Raw genomic sequence first — 16,593 nt, 5'->3', positions numbered from 1 at the left:
GGATGGCCCCGCCCTCACGTGAGAGCGCTCTCTCATCGGTCTCACCCCCCGCACTGAAGAGGAAGTGCCATGAAACGCAGAGTCAGCATGATGGTCGGCCTGTCCCTGGCGCTCGCCGCCGCGGCCACCGTGGGAGGTGCGGGCGCCATGACGGCGACCGCGGCCCCCGCCTTCACCGGCGCCTCCGACGCCGTGGTCACGACGATGGTCCACGACCTGGGCCTGACCAGGGCCCAGGCCCAGCAGCGGCTGGAGCAGCAGGCCACCGCCACCGCCCTCGAACCGGCGGCGCGGAAGGCCGCCGGAAGCTCCTACGGCGGTTCGTGGTTCGACCCCGCCGAAGGGAAGCTGGTCGTCGCCGTCACGGACGCGCGGGCGGCGAAGACCGTGGCGAGGACCGGCGCGGCCTCCGTCGCGGTCGCCCGCACCGCCGCACAGCTCAACTCGGCGAAGACCGCGATCGACAACCTGGCCAGGAAGCAGAAGGCCCCCGCCGGAGTGAGCAGCTGGGGTGTCGACCTCCAGTCGAACAAGGTCGTGATCGACGTCCGCGCCGACGCGGCCGGCGACCCGGCGGTGCGCGCCTTCGTCGCCGGCGCCGAGCGGGGCGACACCGCCGGGGCCGTCACGGTGAAGACCACCACCGCCGCACGGCCGACAACGTTGTCCGCGGGCACGGTCGGCGGTGACCCGTACACCAGTCACGGCATCCGCTGTTCCATCGGCTTCTCCGTCCGCGGCGGTTTCGTCAGCGCCGGCCACTGCGCCCAGGCCGGGGCGGCCGTCTACGGCTGGGACGGCTCCTACGTCGGCAACTTCCAGGGCGGCACCTTCCCGGGCAACGACTACTCCTGGGTCAACGTGGGCAGCGGATGGTGGACCGTCAACGTCGTGCTCGGCTGGGGCACGGTCTCCGACGTGCTGGTCCACGGTTCCGCCGTGGCCCCGGTGGGCTCCTCGATCTGCCGCTCGGGTTCGACGTCGCACTGGCACTGCGGCACGGTGCTGGGCATGAACGAGACGGTCAACTACAGCCAGGGCAGCGTCTACGGGCTCACCGAGACCAACGTGTGCGCGGAACCGGGCGACTCCGGCGGCTCGTTCATCAGCGGTGACCAGGCCCAGGGAGTGACCTCCGGCGGCTACGGCAACTGCACGTCGGGCGGCGAGACCTGGTTCCAGCCGGTCAACCCGATCCTGTCCGCCTACGGTCTCACCCTCCAGACCAGCTGACCTCCGCGGTCGCCGTTCACCGTCCGGCCCTGCCGGACGGTGAACGGAGCCTGCTCCTGGCCGGCGACGGCACCTTCGCCGCGGACGAGGCCGGCCGGATCGTCGCCGGCATCTGCTGACCGGCCGGCACGGCGGCGGATCGCGAGGGGGCACCGCCCTGTGGGCGGTGCCCCCTCGGTGTGCGGGCCGGGCGTCGTCACCGGAGCCAGGCGTGGCTGCGGACGATGGGGAGTTGGGCCCAGAGGCGGCCGAGGCCCCAGGTGGTGCCGGCGGCGGCGAGTGCGAAGAGGATCATTGCGAGGGCGTAGATGAGGTGGTAGTCCACGAACGGGTTGGACGACTTGCTGGGGGCGCCGGTGGACAGGTGCTGGGCAGGGGGCCATTCGGCGGCCCACATCATCGCCATCAGGACGGTGCCCGCCACGGCTGTGACGCGCAGGGCGATGCCGCTCACGAGGGCGGCGCCGATGCCGAGCAGGGCGAGCATGAAGAGCCAGTCGGTCCAGCCCTGTCCCGCGATGTGGTGGAAGAACGACTGCAGCGGGCCGGCTGACACGCCGGACAGGAAGCCCTTGGTGGGGGAGCCGCCGTCGATCCAGCCCTTTCCTGAGCCGGTGGCGTAGTGCCAGCCGAAGGCCTTGTCGAGGAACGCCCACAGGAAGACGAAGCCGGTCGCTATCCGTACGGCGGCCAGTGCCCTGGCGGCGAGCGCGGTGCCGGCGGCGGTCGTCGTGTCGTTCACCGGCTCGGCGAACGCCCCGTTCCGGCTGCGCAGGTGGAATCCGGAGCGCTGCCTGGGCTGGTTGTGGACGGCCATGATGTCTCCCTGCTCGATGGGTTGCTGTCCGGTACGCCATTACTGTCCCGCCGGCGGGGGTGCGGGCGCTGGGGGCCCAGGGCCCGACCTCGCGGGCCGAACGGCCCTGCCCACGGGCCCGGTCGGGCCGCACGGCACACGGGGCCGGGGCTCGCTCGGTCCTGCCAGGTCCAGTCGGCGACCTCGGGCAGGTCGGTGCCGTGCTCGCGGATCCTGGCGTGGTGGCGCAGGCGGGTGTCTCCATGCGCTGGCGGACCGCTGCCGCCATGACGGGCAGGCCGGGGACGCGAGTCGATGACGTCCATGACGAGGCGGTAGCGGTCGAGGTCGTTGCGGACGACCATGTCGGAGGGCGTGGTGGTGGTGCCGTTCTCCTTGTAGCCGCGCACGTGCAGGTTGGCGTGGCCTGTGCGGCGGTGGATGAGCCAGGGGGGAGTGCCGTTCGCGGGCCGAACCGCCCTCCCGGTAAGGCCGTTCGGCCCTCTGCGGCGGCGGCCGGAACCCGCGAAGGTGAAGGCGGCGGGCCGCGGTTCGCTCGATGAACGACGCCGCGGGCCGCCACGGCGGTCCGCGATCCGCCGAGCGCCCCCGCACACCGGCGCCCGACGGCACGTGAGGCCCGGCGGGTCCGCGTGACCGGGTCACATACCGCCCCGAGGAGAGGACGTACCCCATGAACGAGCAGACCGTGGTCATCGGCGGCGGCTCCGCCGGCACGCTGGCCGCCAACCGGCGCCAGGCGGCGCCGAAGGACGCCGGGGACCGCATCGTGGTCATCGACGGCGAGGACCGACGCGACCCGGAGTTCGACCTGCTGGCCGCCCTCGGCATCTACGGCCCCGAGACGTTGCAGCCCCCCGGGCACCTCCAGCTGCGGCACCCTTGGGACCCCGGCCCGTAGGACCCTTGCGACCCTTGCCCACTCACCCCCGGCGGGCGGCCATCAGCCCGCCGGCCGGCCGTGGCACCCGCACGGCCCCTGCCCACCGCCGTCCACGCCGAGCGCTCGGCACGCATGCACAGGAGCACACCATGAAGCACCGCAAGGTCGGGAACGTCATGACGAGCGACGTCGTCCGGGTCCGTGAGACGACCCCCTTCAAGCAGGTCGCGGCGCTCCTCGCGCAGCACCGCATCAGCGCAGTGCCCGTGGTGGACGACGACGAGAAGGTGGTCGGCGTCATCTCGGAGTCCGACCTGATGGTCCGGCAGGCCCGGCAGGAGGAGACGGCTCCCCGGCACCGGCTGCCGCTGAGCCCGGCGTCCCGCAGGAACGCGGCGAAGGCCGGGGCGCTGACGGCCGGGCGGCTGATGTCCACCCCGCCGGTGACCGTCCACGCGGACGACTCGATCGCCTTCTCCGCCCGCGCCATGGCCCAGCACCGGGTCGAGCGGCTGCCGGTCCTCGACGAGGAGGAGCGGCTGGTCGGGATCGTGACCCGGCGCGACGTGCTCCAGGTCTTCCTCCGCCCCGACGCGGACATCCGCGAGGACGTCATCCAGGAAGTCCTGGTCAGGACCCTCTGGCTGACCCCGCTCGCGGCGGGGGTGGCGGTCCACGACGGTGTCGTGACGCTGGAGGGCAGGCTGGAACGGGAGAGCGACGTGGCCATCGCGGGCAACGCCACCGCCCGGATCGACGGTGTCGTCGCCGTCGACAACCGCCTCACCAGCCGCCGTGACGACACCGGGCCGCGGGCCGGCCAGGAGGCCCCCTGGCGGCGGCACCCCGCCTCGCCGGCGAGGTGACACCGCCGCACGCGCACGGCACGGCGGTGCGCCGCGGGACCGCGGGGCCGGACGGCGGGCCGCCGGGTCCGTTCGGCCCTGGTGCGGTACGGACCCGCGCGCGATGATCGGAGGACCAGGGACGGCACCGGGCCGGCCGGCGACAGGTGAGGCGTCCGCTCATGAGTGAGGTACCGCGATTCTCCGCGGCGTCCCCGATCCGGGTCTTCCTCGTGGACGACCACGAGGTCGTGCGCCGCGGTGTCCATGATCTGCTGGACGCCGAACCCGATATCGCGGTCGTGGGCGAGGCCGAGTCGGCCGGTCACGCGCTGGCCCGCGGCCCCGCGCTGCGCCCGGACGTCGCCGTGCTGGACATCCGCCTTCCCGACGGCGACGGGATCTCGGTCTGCCGGGAGCTGCGCTCGGCCATGCCCTCGCTGGCCTGCCTGATGCTGACCTCGTTCGACGACGACGACGCGCTGCTCGACGCGATCATGGCGGGCGCGGCCGGCTACGTACTGAAGCAGATCAAGGGCTCCGACCTGGTCTCGGCGGTGCGGACGGTCGCCTCCGGGCAGTCGCTGCTCGACCCGGCCACCACGGCCCGCCTGATGAGCAGCCTGCGGGCGGACCACTCCGTTGCGGACCCCGAGCAGGAGGCGCTGGCCGGGCTGTCCCCCCGCGAGCGCGAGATCCTGGCCCTCATCGGCGAGGGCCTCACCAACCGGCAGATCGGCAAGCAGCTCTACCTGTCGGAGAAGACGGTGAAGAACAACGTGTCGCGGCTGCTGGCGAAGCTCGGCGTCGAGCGCCGGGTCCAGGCCGCGGTCATCGCCTCGAACAGCACGGCTCCGCCGCCCGGTCCCGGACACGGCCGCCGCTGACGGCAGGGCCGATCGGCCCTGCCGCCGGGGACGTCCTTCCCCTGCCGGGCCGCTCCCCGCCCGGCGAGCCTTGAGCCACGGCGGCCCGAGGAGAGCGCAATGCACAACACCGCACTGGACGCGGCGGTTCTGGAGAAGCTGGTTGCGGCGGCCGTGGCGGCGCCGTCCCTGCACAACACGCAGCCGTGGCGCTACCGGCTCGACCCCGGCACCTCCACGATCGAGGTGCGGGCGGCGCAGGAGCGGGGGTTACGGCACACCGACCCGGTGGGCCGCGGCCTGCACGTGTCGGTCGGGGCGGCGCTGTTCAACCTGCGGGTGGCGGTCGCGCACTTCGGCTGGGAGCCGGCGGTACGCCTGCTCCCCCGGCCCGCCGAGCCCGACCTGCTGGCGTCGGTACGGCCGGCGGGTCCGCTGCCCGGCGCCTCCCGCCACCGGCAGGGTCTCTACGACGCGGTATGGCGCCGGCGCAGCAGCCGGCTGCCCTTCACCGGCCGGGCGGTTCCGGCGCAGGCGCTCGCCGAACTCGGCGAGGCGGCGGTGGCGGAAGGGGCCGAACTGGCCTTCCCCGAGGTGAACGAGGTCCGCCGGCTCCTGCAACTGACCGCGGAGGCCGAGTGGTTCACCGCGACCGACCCCGTCCGCCTGGCGGAGAGCCGCAGCTGGGTACGGGACGGGGCGTCGGACGGCCTGCCCGGCGCGGTGCTCGGGCCGCGGGACGCGGCCGGGCGGCTCCCCGTACGGGACTTCGCGGCTCTGCGTCCTGCCTACGACCGGCCCTCGGCGGTCTTCGAACAGCGCCCGCTGATCGCGGTGCTGTCCACCCGGCACGACAGCCGCGCGGACTGGCTGCGCGCGGGCCAGGCGCTGGAGAACATCCTGCTGACCGGCACCGTGCACCAGTTGCGCGCCTCGCTCCTGCACCAGGCGCTGGAATGGCCCGGCACCCGCTGGGCGCTGCGCGAACCCGGCGCGGGCAGGGGCTACGTCCAGATGCTCATCCGCCTCGGCTACGGCCCGGAAGGCCCGGCCAGCCCCCGCCGACCGGTCCACGACGTCCTGGACGCCCCGACGGGTGCCTGACGCCCGACCGTACGGTGTCCTGGACGGGTCCGCCCGGGGCCCGGCGCCCGATGGCCCGAGGCCCGGCGCCCTGGACGCACCGCCCGACGCCCGACCGCCGCCTCCTACCGCCCGAGCGGCACGCGCCACACCAGCCGGGTGCCGCCGCCGTCGGCGGGCGCCGCCGCCATGTCGCCGCGGTGGCGTTCGGCGCGCTCGGCGAGATTGCGCAGGCCGCTGCGGCGGCCCTGGCGGGGGAGGCCGACGCCGTTGTCCGCGACGGTGACGGTCAGCAGGCCGGGGGAGACGGCGAGCGACACCTCGACCGCCGACGCCCGCGCGTGCCGGACGACGTTCGACAGCGACTCCTCCAGCACCGCGACCACGTCCTCCGCCACGGCCTGCGGCACGTCGGTGTCGATCAGCCCCTCCATCCGCAGCGAGGGGGTGAACCCGAGGGTGCGGGCGGCCGACTCGACGGCGCTGACGGTTCGCGCCCGCAGGCTCAGCCGCTCGCGGTCGGCTTCCTTCGCCCGGAGGCCGAAGATGGTGGAGCGGATGATCTTGATGGTCTCGTCGAGGTCGTCCACCGCCCGCGTGACGCGCTCGTTCGCCTCGGGGTGGTCGATGAAGCGCAGCGAGCTCTGCAGCGTCATGCCGGTGGCGAAGAGCCGCTGAATGGCCAGGTCGTGCAGGTCACGGGCGATCCGGTCGCGGTCCTCCAGCAGCGCCATCTGCTCGGTGGCCCGGCGGCGCTCGGCCAGTTCCATGGCCAGCGCGGCCTGCCCGGCGAAGGCCGCCAGCGGGGCCGTCTCGTCCCGCGCGAACGGCTGGGCGTGCTCCGCGCGGCCCAGCAGCAGCACCCCGCGTGCCCGGTCCTCGGCCAGCATGGGGACCGCCACCACGGGCCCGAGCCCCTCCCACCGCGGCGGCCCGAACGCGGCCCGCGGGTCATTGCGTATCTCGCTGGTGGTGAGGGAACCCCCGGCGGCCAGGGCGGCGCCCATGAAGGAGCCCTCCACCGGCAGCACCAGACCGCTGTGGGCCTCGGCGTCCACCCCGACCGCGATGACCACCTGCAGATCCGTGCTCTCGCCGAACGGCAGCGCGATCACACCGAGGTCGGCGTCGAGGATGTGGCTCGCGTGCCCGACGATGCCGCGCAGCACCGCCATCTCGTCCGCGCCGGACAGCAGGTCGCCCACGATCTGGGCGTTCGCCTCCAGCCACCGCTGCCGCTCGCGGGCGGCCTTGTACAGGCGGGCGTTCTCGATGGCGACGCCCGCGGCCACCGCCAGCGTGCGCAGGATCGCCTCGTCCTCGCCGTCGAAGTCGCCGCCGCCGTGCTTCTCGGTGAGGTAGATGTTCCCGAACACCTCGTCGCGCACCCGGATCGGCACGCCCAGGAAGGAGTGCATGGGCGGATGGCCCGCCGGGAAGCCGCGCGAGGCCGGGTGGTCGCAGATCTCGGTGAGCCGCAGCGGCTCCGGGTGGCGGATCAGCTCGCCGAGGAGGCCGTGCCCCGACGGCAGCGGCCCGATCGCCCGGGCCTGCTCGGCCGAGATCCCGCTGGTGAGGAACTGCGAGAGCAGGGTGCCCTCGATGACGCCGAGCGCGCCGTATTCCGCGTCGACCAGCACCACCGCGGCCTCCACGATCCGCCGCAGCACCTGCGGCAGGTCCAGTTCGCCGCCGACCGACAGGACCGCTTCCAGCAGGCTGTGCACCCGGTCCCGGGTGCCGCGCGCCGCGTCGATCCTGACCTGCAGCTCGTCCAGCAACTCGTCGAGCCGCAGCTGCGGCAACCGGGCTGCCTCCTCGCCCACCAGGTCCTCCACTCGGAACGGCCCGCGCACGGTGAACGGCCGACGTCACCGTAGTCGGTCCTGGCACGGCAGCGGAAGCCGGAGTCGGCTCCGGGGCCGGCGCACCGCCCGGGTCAGCGCGGTTCCGGGCCGAGCGCGGCGGTACGGTCCTGGCCCAGCCGCTCCCGGACCCAGGCCAGCTGCCGGGCCCGGTGGAATTCGCCGCCGCCCTCGTGGCCGTTGAAGTGGTAGACCGCCAGCTCCTTGGGGCCCGCATACGCGTGATACGCGGCTATGCAGGTGGAGGGCGGGCAGACCTGGTCCATCATCGCCACCGAGAACAGCGCGGGGGCGGTGGCGCGGGGGGCGAAGTGCAGCCCGTCGAAGTGGTCGAGCGCGGCGAAGAGCGGCTCGGCGCGGTCCCGGTGCAGCGCGAGGTAGCCGGCGATCTCGGTGTACGGCGGCAGGACGGCGCATTCGGCGCCGCGCCGGATGTGGCACAGGAAGGGCACGTCGGGCAGCACGCCCGCGAGCCCCGGTACGAGGCCCGCGACAGCCAGCGCGATCCCGCCGCCCTGGCTGACGCCGGTGACCACGACCCGGTCGGGGTCGATCTCGGGGTGGCTGCGGGCGGCGGCCACGCAGCGCACCGCGTCGGTGTAGAGCCGCCGGTAGTAGTGGTCGTCGGGGCGGTCCGTGCCCCGGGTGAGGAAGCCGGGCACGGAGCCGTCCGCGGTGCCGCCGGTGTCGGGCGTCGCCCCGGGCGCGGCCGACCAGCCCTGGCCGCGGGTGTCCATGACCAGGTGGGCGTAGCCGGCCGCGGCCCAGGTCAGATTCTCGTGCGGCAGGCCACGGCCGCGCCCGTAGCCGAGGTATTCCACCACGCAGCCGAGCGGGCCGGACGGTGCGGCGGGCAGCCGCAGCCAGCCGCGCACCGGCTCGCCGCCGTATCCGGTGAAGGTGACATCGCTCACGCGGACCGCGGGCAGTCCGGCGTCGACGGCCTCGAACCGCGGCGGCCGGGCGGTCCGCCCCGCCTCTTCCAGCGTCCGGGACCAGAACGCGCCGAAGCCGGCGGGTGCGGGCTGCCCGGCCCGGTAGTCGAGGCATTCCGCCAGGGTGAGGTCGGTCAGGGGCACGGCGGGCTCCTCGCGAACTGGGACATCTGATGTCTGATGTCCGCACGGCGGGAATCTAGGCGGAGTCCCCGTCGGCGTCAAGGCGGTGCCGTATCCGGCGGGGCGCGATGACGGTGCCCTCGCGGGCCCCGTGCCTGCTCCCGCCGCCGGTCCCGGCTCCCGCCTCCGCGCCGGCGGGACCTGCCGTCCTGGCCTCGGCGATCCGCCGCCGTACCGGCGCGTAGTGGTCGGAGACGGCAGCGGCGAAGGCCGCCACGTCCCGGCTGCGGGCCGCGTCCACGATCCGGCGGTGGTGGTGGACCGTCTCGACCTCGTCGGCCCGGGTGATCCCGTTCAGGTGCGGGGCGACGACGATGTAGACGTCCCAGAAGGCGGCCGAGAGCTGGCCGATCAGCTCGTTGCCCAGCGGGGCGACCAGCAGGGCGTGGAAGGCGCGGTCGGCCTCCACGAAGCCGGTGCCGTCGCCGCTGCCGGAGGTGTCCATGTCGTTGACGAGGGCGTCGAGCGCGGCCACGTCGCCCGCGCCGAGCGCGGCCACGATGCGGTCGGCCATGCCGCGCTCGAACAGCTCGCGCATGTCCGCCAGCTCCAGCATGAGCTGCATGTCGTCGTCCCGGTCGAGAAGGCCACGGAAAGTGAGGCTTTCCACCAGCGCGGACAGCCCCAGCCGCCCCACGTAGGTGCCGTGGCCCCTGCGCACCTCCACGATGTCGAGGACGTCCAGGGTCTTCACGGCCTCGCGGACACTGGAGCGGCTCGCGTCCAGCGCCTCGCACAGCTCGTTCTCCGTGGGCAGGAGGTCGCCCGGACGGAGTCCGTTGTCCAGGATGTAACGTTTGATACCTTCGCTGACCTCGTGCATCAGCAGGCGGCTGCCCCGCCCTTTGCTGGAGTTGCGACTTGCGTCCACCCCTTGACCCCTCTCGTCCTTGCGGCTACGGTCCACCCTATCAGGCATCAGACATCTGATGTCCTATGTTGCACAGAGTGTTCGCGGTGCTGTTCTCGCCGACCCGCCGCTGTTCGGCAGACGCCGGGCGGCGCCGCCCGGCGGCCCGGTACCGCCGGGCGCGGCCACGGCCGTCCGGCACCCCGGGCCCGGCCCGGCACCGCTCCCCACCGTCCATCCCTTCCTGTCCCGGAGGTTCCCGTGTCTTCTCGACGGACACCCGCCAGAGTCGATCGCCGCGCTTTCCTGCGCTATTCCGGCGCGGTCGGCGCAGCCGCCGCCTTCACCGGCACCCTCGCCGCGTGCGGCGGACCCTCCTCGACCACGAACGCCGGCTCCGGTTCCGGCTCCGGCGGCGGCGGAACGGCCGGCGGCACGATCACCGCGGGCATCTCGTACGCCCTGTCCACCGGGTTCGACCCGATGACCTCCTCGGGCGCCACCCCGGTCGCGGCCAACTGGCACATCTTCGAAGGACTGGTGGACCTCAACCCGGTCACGCTGACCGCCCGGCCCGCGCTGGCCACCGCGATGCCGGTGAAGATCGGCCCGACGACCTACCGCGCCACCCTGCGCGAGGGCGCGACCTTCCACGACGGCTCCGCCGTCACCGCCGACGACGTCGTCTTCAGCTTCCAGCGCATCCTGGACCCGAAGAACGCGTCCCTGATGGCGCAGTTCCTGCCCTTCTTCGACTCCGCGCGGGCGGTGGACCCCCGTACGGTCGAGTTCACGCTGAAGTACCCCTTCGCGCTCTTCCCGTCCCGGATATCGGTTGCCAAGGTCGTACCGAAGAAGATCGTGCAGGCCGGCCAGAAGGCCTTCGACGCCAAACCGGTCGGCTCGGGGCCGTACGCGCTGGTGTCGGCCACCCGCGAGGACAAGATCGTCTTCCGGAAGTACCCGAAGTACAACGGGCGGTACCCGGCCAAGGCCGAGTCGATGACCTGGAATCTGCTCTCCGACGCCTCCGCCCGGGTCAGCGCGATGCAGTCCGGCCGGGTCGCGGCCATCGAGGACGTGCCGTACATCGACATGTCCGGCCTGAGGCGCAAGTCCACCGTCGAGTCGGCCGCGTCCTTCGGCAACCTCTTCCTGATGTTCAACTGCGCCAAGAAGCCCTTCGACGACCAGCGGGTGCGGCAGGCCCTGCACTACGCGCTGGACACCGAGAAGATCATCGCCACCGCGATGTCCGGCCAGGCCACCGCGGCCACCGGCTACCTCCAGCCCGGCCACCCCGACTACGTCAAGGCCGCCACGGTCTACGGCCACGACCCGGTGAAGGCGAAGGCGCTGCTGAAGGCCGCCGGCGTCAGCGGCCTGAAGGTGACCGTCCTGACCACCGACACCTCCTGGGTGCAGGACATCGCGCCGCTGGTCAAGGAGAGCTGGGACGCGGTCGGCGTCAGCACCACCTTGAGCATCGGCCAGTCCTCCGCCCAGTACGCGAAGATCGACACCGGCGACTTCGACCTGCTGGTCGCGCCCGGCGACCCGTCGGTCTTCGGCAACGACGTCGACCTGCTGATGCGCTGGTTCTACGTCGGCACCTGGCCCGAGACCCGCTACCGCTGGTCGGGCACCGCGGCGGGCAAGCAGGTCGTCGCGCTGCTGGACAAGGCCGCCCGCTCCGCCGACGACAAGGCGCGGGCCGGCCTGTGGGCCCAGGTCACGGACATCGTCGCCGACCAGGCGCCGCTCTACCCGATCCTGCACCGCAAGCTGCCGACCGCCTGGAACAGCCAGGCGCTGTCCGGGTTCAGCCCCGTGCCGACGACGGGCCTGTCCTTCCTCGGGGTGGCCCCGGCCTGAGCCGCCGGGCCGGCGCGCCGCCTCCCCGGCCGCCGGCCCCGGCACCCCCAGTCGTCCAGGACCTACCGCTAGGAACAACCGATGTTCGCTTTCCTCCGGCTCGCGCTGCGCCGCGTGGCGATCATGCCGGCGATGATCCTCGGCATCACCCTGCTGGTCTTCGTCGTGCTCCAGTTCTCCCCCGCGGACCCCGCCTACAACGCGCTGGGGGAGAACTCGACCGCCGCGGCCCGCGCGGCGTTCGCCCGGGCCAACGGGCTCGACGACCCGCTGCCCGTCCGCTACGTCCACTTCATCGGGCGCCTGCTGCACGGCGACCTCGGGGTGACCGTGCCGCCGAGCCAGCCGGTCGCCCACCGTATCGCCGTGGCCTTCCCGCTCACCTTGCAACTCACCCTGCTGGGGCTGCTGCTCGCGGTCGTCCTGGCCGTCGCACTCGGTGTCGTCGGCGCGATGTACCGCGACCGCTGGCCCGACCATGTCTTCCGCGCGGTGTCGATGGCCGGTGTCGCGGTGCCGTCCTTCTGGCTCGGCGTGCTGCTGATCCAGCGGTTCGCCCTGGACAACTCCTTCTTCCCGACCGGCGGTTACGTCAACCCGGGCGACTCCTTCACCGGCTGGCTGCGCTGCATGGCGCTGCCGTCGATCTCGCTCGCGGTGCCGGTCGCGGCCTCGCTGGCGCGGCTGATCCGCACCTCGATGGTCACCGAGCTGGACCGCGACTACGTCCGCACGGCGACCGGCAACGGCCTGCCACCGCTGCTGGTCGTCCGCTCCGTCCTGCGCAACGCGCTGGTCACCCCGCTCACCGTGCTGGGCATCAAGGTCGGCTACCTGCTCAGCGGCGCGGTCGTCATCGAGACGATCTTCGACCTCCCCGGCATGGGCAAGCTCATCCTGGAGGGCGTCACCGGCGGCGATGTCGCCCTGGTGCAGGGCACCGTCCTGACGATCGCGCTCGCCTTCCTGGTCGTCAACGTCGTCGTCGACCTGCTGTACCTGCTGGTCAACCCGCGCATCAGGACGGTATGAGATGTTCCTGTTCACTGGCCCCCAACGGGTCGTCGCCAAACTGTCGCGCCCGGGCATCCGCTTCCGCGCGCTGCCGCTCGCCTCGCGCATCTCGCTCGCCGTCCTGGTCGTCGTGATCCTGGCCGCGGTGTGCGCGCCGCTGGTCGCCGACAACCCGCTGACCACCGGCATCCCCGTCCAGTCCCCGGGCGGCCACCACTGGTTCGGCACCGACCGGCTCGGCCGCGACATCTTCGCGCGGGTCGTCTACGGCTCCCGCTACTCCCTGGTCATCGGCCTGGGCTCGACGGCCGTCGCGGTCGTCGCCGGCGCGGTCCTCGGCTCGCTGGCCGCCACCTCGCCCAAATGGGGCGACGAGACGGTCATGCGGATCCTCGACGTCGTCATGTCCTTCCCGCCGATCGCCCTGGCCGCCGTGCTGGTCACCGTCTTCGGCTCCAGCGTGCCCGTCCTGATCCTCACCATCGCCTTCGTCTACGTGCCCTCGCTGGCCCGCGTCGTCCGCGCCAATGTGCTCGCGCAGTACGGCGAGGACTACGTCGCCGCGGAGAAGGTCATCGGCGCCCGCCGCGGCTACATCGTGCTGCGGCACGTGGCCGTCAACTGCGCCGCGCCCGTCATGGTGTTCGCCACCGTCCTGGTCGCCGAGGCCGTCATCTTCGAGGCCAGCCTCTCCTTCATCGGCGCCGGTGTGCAGGACCCCGAGCCCAGCTGGGGCAATGTGCTCTCCTACGGCCGGCAGATACTGCTCTCCGGCGGCTGGTGGGCCACCTTCTTCCCCGGCCTGGTGCTGCTGGTCACGGTGCTGGCCCTGAACATCCTCTCCGAGGGACTCACCGACGCCTCCGCCTCGCCCGGCGCCGCCCGGGCCGAGCGGATCGACCCCGCCGCGACCGCCGTTGCCGCGACCGCCGTTGCCGCGGCCGGCGATGCCGCGCGGCCCGCGGCGGAACCGCCCGCGAGTCGGACCGGTGACACCGCGACGGACGCGGAGCCGCCGTCCGGGAAGCGCCCGGCGGACGACGACCGGGCCGCCGTCGAGCGCAGCCTCGTCCTGCTCGCCGAGCGCATGACCACCCACCCGCCGGCGATCCGGCCCGTCCCGGCCGGCGCCCCTGAACTGCTCGCCATCCGCGACCTGTCGATCCGGTTCCCCGACCGCTACGGCGGCGTCCCCGTGGCCGACGGCATCTCGCTGACCGTCCGGGAGGGGGAAACCCTCGGCCTGGTGGGCGAGTCCGGCTGCGGCAAGAGCATCACCAGCCTGGCCGTCATGGGCCTGCTGGCCCGCAACGCCGAGGTGAGCGGGCGCATCGACTACCGCGGGCGCAATCTGCTCGACCTCGCCCCCCGGCAGCGCCGCGCGCTCGCCGGGACCGAGATCGCGATGGTCTACCAGGACGCCATGTCGTCGCTGAACCCGTCGGTGCTCGTCGGCCGCCAGCTCAAGCAGCTCACCTCCCGCGGCGGCACCCAGAGCCCCGCGGAACTGCTCGACCTCGTCGGCCTGCCCCCCGAGCGCACCTTGCGCAGCTACCCGCACGAGCTGTCCGGCGGGCAGCGGCAGCGGGTGCTGATCGCCATGGCGCTGTCCCGCAGCCCCCGGCTGCTCATCGCCGACGAACCCACCACCGCGCTCGATGTGACCGTCCAGGCCCAGATCGTCGAACTCCTGGTCCGGCTGCGCGACGAACTCGGCTTCGCGATGATCCTGGTCTCCCACGACCTGGCGCTCGTCGGCGGCCTCGCCCACCGCGTCGCGGTGATGTACGCCGGGCAGGTCGCCGAGACCGGGGACACGCGGGCGCTGCTCACCGACCCCGCCCACCACTACACCCGCGGCCTGCTCGGCTCGGTCACCTCGCTGGAGTCCGGCGCCGACCGGCTGCACCAGGTGCCGGGGGTGGTGCCGGCGCCCCGGCACTTCGGCGCCGGCTGCCGGTTCGCCTCCCGCTGCGAGGCCGCGACCGCGGTGTGCCGCAGCCAGGTGCCCGAACTCGCTGGGCGCCCCGGGGAGTCCGCAGGACCGCTCGAAGACGGCGCCGGCCGGCACGGTTTCGCCTGCCACCACCCGGCGGAGCCCGTACTGCTGCAAAGGAGCGGACGATGATCCGGCTTGAAGACGTCCACGTCCGGCACCGGGTCCGCGGCGGCGGCCTGTTCAGGCACGACGCCGTGCACGCGCTCACCGCGGCGGAACTGACCGTGCAGCGCGGCGAGATCGTCGGCCTGGTCGGCGAGTCGGGGTGCGGCAAGTCCACCCTGGCCCGGGTGCTGACCGGCCTCCAGCGGCCCACCGAGGGCCGGGTGCTCTTCCGCGGTGAGGACCTGTGGGGCATGCCCGCCGCCCGGCGGCGCGCCGAGTTCGGGTCCTCGGTAGGGGTGGTCTTCCAGGACGCCTCGACCGCCCTGAACCCGCGCATGCCCGTCGGCCGCATCCTGCGCGACCCGCTGGACGTCCACCGCCGGGGCACGGTACGCGACCGGGAGCGCCGGGCCGCCGAACTCCTCGACCTGGTCGGCCTGCCGGGACACACCCTGCATGCCCTGCCGGGACAGCTGTCGGGCGGCCAGCGCCAGCGCGTCGCCATCGCCCGCGCGCTGGCCCTGGAGCCCGAGCTGATCGTCGCGGACGAACCCACCAGCGCCCTGGACGTCTCCGTACGCGCCCAGGTCCTCAACCTGCTGATGGACCTGCGGGCCGAACTCGGCCTCGGCATGGTCTTCATCTCGCACGACATCCAGACCGTCCGGCACCTCTCCGACCGGCTCGCCGTCCTCTACCTCGGCCGCATCGTCGAGGAGGGCCCCGCCGGACAGGTCTCCCGGGCGCCGGCCCACCCGTACACCGAGTCGCTGTTCTCCGCCACGCCCAGCCTGCTGGAGACGACCGAGCGGATCGTGCTGAACGGCCCCGTCCCCTCCGCCACCCGCCCGCCGAGCGGCTGTCCCTTCCGCACCCGCTGCTGGAAGGCCGACGACGCCTGCGCCGACACCTTCCCGCAGCCGACCGCGGACGGCGCCCACCGCTGGCACTGCGTCCACCCCCAGATTCCCGCGCCGGCGGCCACCGCCGCGCAGCCCGCTACGAGGAGCAGTTCGTGAAGCCCCGCACCTCCCCCTTCTCGGGGGTCATCCCGCCCGTCGTCACCCCGCTCGCCGCCGACGGCACGGTGGACACCGCCTCGCTGGAGCGCGTCGTCTCCCACCTCCTCGACGGCGGTGTCGACGCGCTGTTCGCCCTGGGCAGCTCGGGCGAGGTCGCCTATCTGACCGACGACCAGCAGGACACGGTCCTGGACGTGGTGGTGAAGACCGCGGCCGGGCAGGTCCCGGTGCTGGCGGGCGCCATCGAGACCACCACCAACAAGGTCATCGAACGCGCCGCGGCGGCAACCGCCAGGGGGGTGGCGGCCGTTGTCGCGACCGCCCCCTTCTACACCCGCACCCACCCCACCGAGATCGACCGGCACTTCCGACTGATCGCCGCGGCCTGCGACGTCCCCGTCCTCGCCTACGACATTCCGGTGTGCGTGCACAGCAAGCTCTCCCGCGACCTGGTCCGCACCCTGGCCGCCGACGGCGTCCTGGCCGGGGTGAAGGACTCCAGCGGCGACGACGTGTCCTTCCGCCAACTCGCCCTCGACCTGCACGACCAGGCCGGCTTCGCGCTGCTGACCGGACACGAGGTCGTGGTCGACGCGATGCTGCTGGCCGGCGCCGACGGCTCCGTGCCCGGCCTCGGCAATGTCGACCCGCACGGCTACCGGCGGCTGCACGACGCCGCCGCCCGCGGCGACTGGACCGCGGCCAAGGCCGAACAGGACCGGCTGGCCCGGCTCTTCGAGATCGTCGCGGTCGCCGACCCGTCGTCCGCCTCCGGCACGGCCGCGGGGCTGGGGGCCTTCAAGACCGCGCTCACCGTGCTCGGTGTGATCGCGGGCAACACCGTCAGCCCGCCGATGCGCCCGCTGACCGGCCAGGAGACCGACCGCATCGCCGCGATCCTGGAGCAGGCGGGGCTGCGATGACGCTGCTCGCCGGCGTCGACATCGGCGGCACCAAGACCTCCGCCGCCCTGATCACCCCCGAGGGCGACCTCCTCGACCGCATCACCCTGCCCACC

General features: G+C 73.4%; 15 protein-coding genes. 10 read left to right on the top strand and 5 right to left on the bottom strand.

Annotated elements, in window-relative coordinates; genetic code table 11:
- Positions 1 to 69 precede the first annotated feature (69 nt).
- Entirely contained in the window at positions 70 to 1,233 is a 1,164-nt protein-coding gene (locus tag V7E46_RS01835) for a S1 family peptidase (RefSeq protein ID WP_333766745.1), read from the top strand.
- Between the two features lie 196 nt (positions 1,234 to 1,429).
- Here the strand turns inward: V7E46_RS01835 and V7E46_RS01830 are convergent, their stop codons facing one another.
- Both V7E46_RS01830 and V7E46_RS01825 read right to left on the bottom strand, forming a co-directional pair.
- The gene (locus V7E46_RS01830; RefSeq protein ID WP_333766744.1) at positions 1,430 to 2,050 is read right to left on the bottom strand and encodes a hypothetical protein; all 621 of its coding nucleotides are present in this window, start codon (positions 2,048 to 2,050) and stop codon (positions 1,430 to 1,432) included.
- Positions 1,972 to 2,646, bottom strand: coding sequence for a hypothetical protein (locus V7E46_RS01825; RefSeq protein WP_333766743.1), 675 nt, complete (start codon positions 2,644 to 2,646; stop codon positions 1,972 to 1,974). Before V7E46_RS01825 ends, V7E46_RS01830 begins: the two co-directional genes overlap by 79 nt.
- Before the next feature lie 77 nt (positions 2,647 to 2,723).
- Here V7E46_RS01825 and V7E46_RS01820 point away from each other — a divergent pair, with 77 nt between their 5' ends.
- The 4 genes from V7E46_RS01820 to V7E46_RS01805 all read left to right on the top strand — a co-directional run bounded on the left by V7E46_RS01820 (position 2,724) and on the right by V7E46_RS01805 (position 5,748).
- Complete coding sequence (locus V7E46_RS01820; protein ID WP_333766742.1) at positions 2,724 to 2,951, top strand: hypothetical protein; 228 nt, start codon at positions 2,724 to 2,726, stop codon at positions 2,949 to 2,951.
- A 131-nt stretch (positions 2,952 to 3,082) separates the two neighbouring features.
- Positions 3,083 to 3,799 carry a CBS domain-containing protein gene (locus tag V7E46_RS01815; protein ID WP_333766740.1) on the top strand — a complete coding sequence of 239 codons (717 nt, stop codon included), beginning with the start codon at positions 3,083 to 3,085 and terminating at the stop codon, positions 3,797 to 3,799.
- Positions 3,800 to 3,960: 161 nt separating this feature from the next.
- The gene (locus tag V7E46_RS01810; RefSeq protein ID WP_333766739.1) at positions 3,961 to 4,665 is read left to right on the top strand and encodes a response regulator transcription factor; all 705 of its coding nucleotides are present in this window, start codon (positions 3,961 to 3,963) and stop codon (positions 4,663 to 4,665) included.
- A 99-nt stretch (positions 4,666 to 4,764) separates the two neighbouring features.
- Positions 4,765 to 5,748 (top strand): Acg family FMN-binding oxidoreductase, encoded by a 984-nt coding sequence (locus V7E46_RS01805; protein ID WP_333766738.1) that lies wholly within the window; start codon positions 4,765 to 4,767, stop codon positions 5,746 to 5,748.
- Positions 5,749 to 5,852: 104 nt separating this feature from the next.
- On the opposite strand, the gene V7E46_RS01800 is transcribed toward V7E46_RS01805, so the two are convergent.
- From V7E46_RS01800 to V7E46_RS01790, 3 genes are all read right to left on the bottom strand, one after another.
- Positions 5,853 to 7,553, bottom strand: coding sequence for a sensor histidine kinase (locus V7E46_RS01800; RefSeq protein ID WP_333766737.1), 1,701 nt, complete (start codon positions 7,551 to 7,553; stop codon positions 5,853 to 5,855).
- A gap of 113 nt (positions 7,554 to 7,666) precedes the next feature.
- Positions 7,667 to 8,671 carry an acetylxylan esterase gene (locus V7E46_RS01795; protein WP_333766736.1) on the bottom strand — a complete coding sequence of 335 codons (1,005 nt, stop codon included), beginning with the start codon at positions 8,669 to 8,671 and terminating at the stop codon, positions 7,667 to 7,669.
- 55 nt (positions 8,672 to 8,726) lie between these two features.
- On the bottom strand, positions 8,727 to 9,533 hold the full coding sequence (locus V7E46_RS01790; protein WP_333766772.1) for a FadR/GntR family transcriptional regulator: 807 nt from the start codon (positions 9,531 to 9,533) through the stop codon (positions 8,727 to 8,729).
- Positions 9,534 to 9,821: 288 nt separating this feature from the next.
- On the opposite strand from V7E46_RS01790, the gene V7E46_RS01785 reads away from it, so the two are divergent.
- The 5 genes from V7E46_RS01785 (at position 9,822) to V7E46_RS01765 (ending at position 16,498) form a co-directional block, all read left to right on the top strand.
- Complete coding sequence (locus tag V7E46_RS01785) at positions 9,822 to 11,435, top strand: ABC transporter substrate-binding protein (RefSeq protein WP_333766735.1); 1,614 nt, start codon at positions 9,822 to 9,824, stop codon at positions 11,433 to 11,435.
- A gap of 81 nt (positions 11,436 to 11,516) precedes the next feature.
- Positions 11,517 to 12,467, top strand: a complete 951-nt coding sequence (locus V7E46_RS01780; protein ID WP_333766734.1) for an ABC transporter permease — start codon at positions 11,517 to 11,519, stop codon at positions 12,465 to 12,467.
- Between the two features lies 1 nt (position 12,468).
- Positions 12,469 to 14,577 (top strand): dipeptide/oligopeptide/nickel ABC transporter permease/ATP-binding protein, encoded by a 2,109-nt coding sequence (locus V7E46_RS01775; RefSeq protein WP_333766733.1) that lies wholly within the window; start codon positions 12,469 to 12,471, stop codon positions 14,575 to 14,577.
- Positions 14,574 to 15,572, top strand: coding sequence for an ABC transporter ATP-binding protein (locus V7E46_RS01770; RefSeq protein ID WP_333766732.1), 999 nt, complete (start codon positions 14,574 to 14,576; stop codon positions 15,570 to 15,572). The genes V7E46_RS01775 and V7E46_RS01770 overlap by 4 nt, the downstream gene beginning before the upstream one ends.
- A complete protein-coding gene (locus V7E46_RS01765; RefSeq protein ID WP_333766731.1) occupies positions 15,569 to 16,498 on the top strand; it encodes a dihydrodipicolinate synthase family protein in 930 nt (309 codons plus the stop codon). The genes V7E46_RS01770 and V7E46_RS01765 overlap by 4 nt, the downstream gene beginning before the upstream one ends.
- Positions 16,499 to 16,593 lie beyond the last annotated feature (95 nt).

Origin of the sequence: Streptomyces sp. IBSBF 2435, from assembly GCF_036815005.1 — a bacterium.
Taxonomy (GTDB): Bacteria; Actinomycetota; Actinomycetes; order Streptomycetales; family Streptomycetaceae; genus Actinacidiphila.
Note: the sequence above shows the minus strand (reverse complement) of the source record. Positions and strands in the feature narration are given on the sequence as shown.

Excerpts from the sequence above, each read along its gene's own strand:
- V7E46_RS01835 (WP_333766745.1), top strand. The coding sequence starts at position 70 with ATGAAACGCAGAGTCAGCATGATGGTCGGCCTGTCCCTGGCGCTCGCC.
- V7E46_RS01830 (WP_333766744.1), bottom strand. The coding sequence starts at position 2,050 with ATGGCCGTCCACAACCAGCCCAGGCAGCGCTCCGGATTCCACCTGCGC.
- V7E46_RS01820 (WP_333766742.1), top strand. The coding sequence starts at position 2,724 with ATGAACGAGCAGACCGTGGTCATCGGCGGCGGCTCCGCCGGCACGCTG.
- V7E46_RS01815 (WP_333766740.1), top strand. The coding sequence starts at position 3,083 with ATGAAGCACCGCAAGGTCGGGAACGTCATGACGAGCGACGTCGTCCGG.
- V7E46_RS01810 (WP_333766739.1), top strand. The coding sequence starts at position 3,961 with ATGAGTGAGGTACCGCGATTCTCCGCGGCGTCCCCGATCCGGGTCTTC.
- V7E46_RS01805 (WP_333766738.1), top strand. The coding sequence starts at position 4,765 with ATGCACAACACCGCACTGGACGCGGCGGTTCTGGAGAAGCTGGTTGCG.
- V7E46_RS01790 (WP_333766772.1), bottom strand. The coding sequence starts at position 9,533 with ATGCACGAGGTCAGCGAAGGTATCAAACGTTACATCCTGGACAACGGA.
- V7E46_RS01780 (WP_333766734.1), top strand. The coding sequence starts at position 11,517 with ATGTTCGCTTTCCTCCGGCTCGCGCTGCGCCGCGTGGCGATCATGCCG.
- V7E46_RS01775 (WP_333766733.1), top strand. The coding sequence starts at position 12,469 with ATGTTCCTGTTCACTGGCCCCCAACGGGTCGTCGCCAAACTGTCGCGC.
- V7E46_RS01770 (WP_333766732.1), top strand. The coding sequence starts at position 14,574 with ATGATCCGGCTTGAAGACGTCCACGTCCGGCACCGGGTCCGCGGCGGC.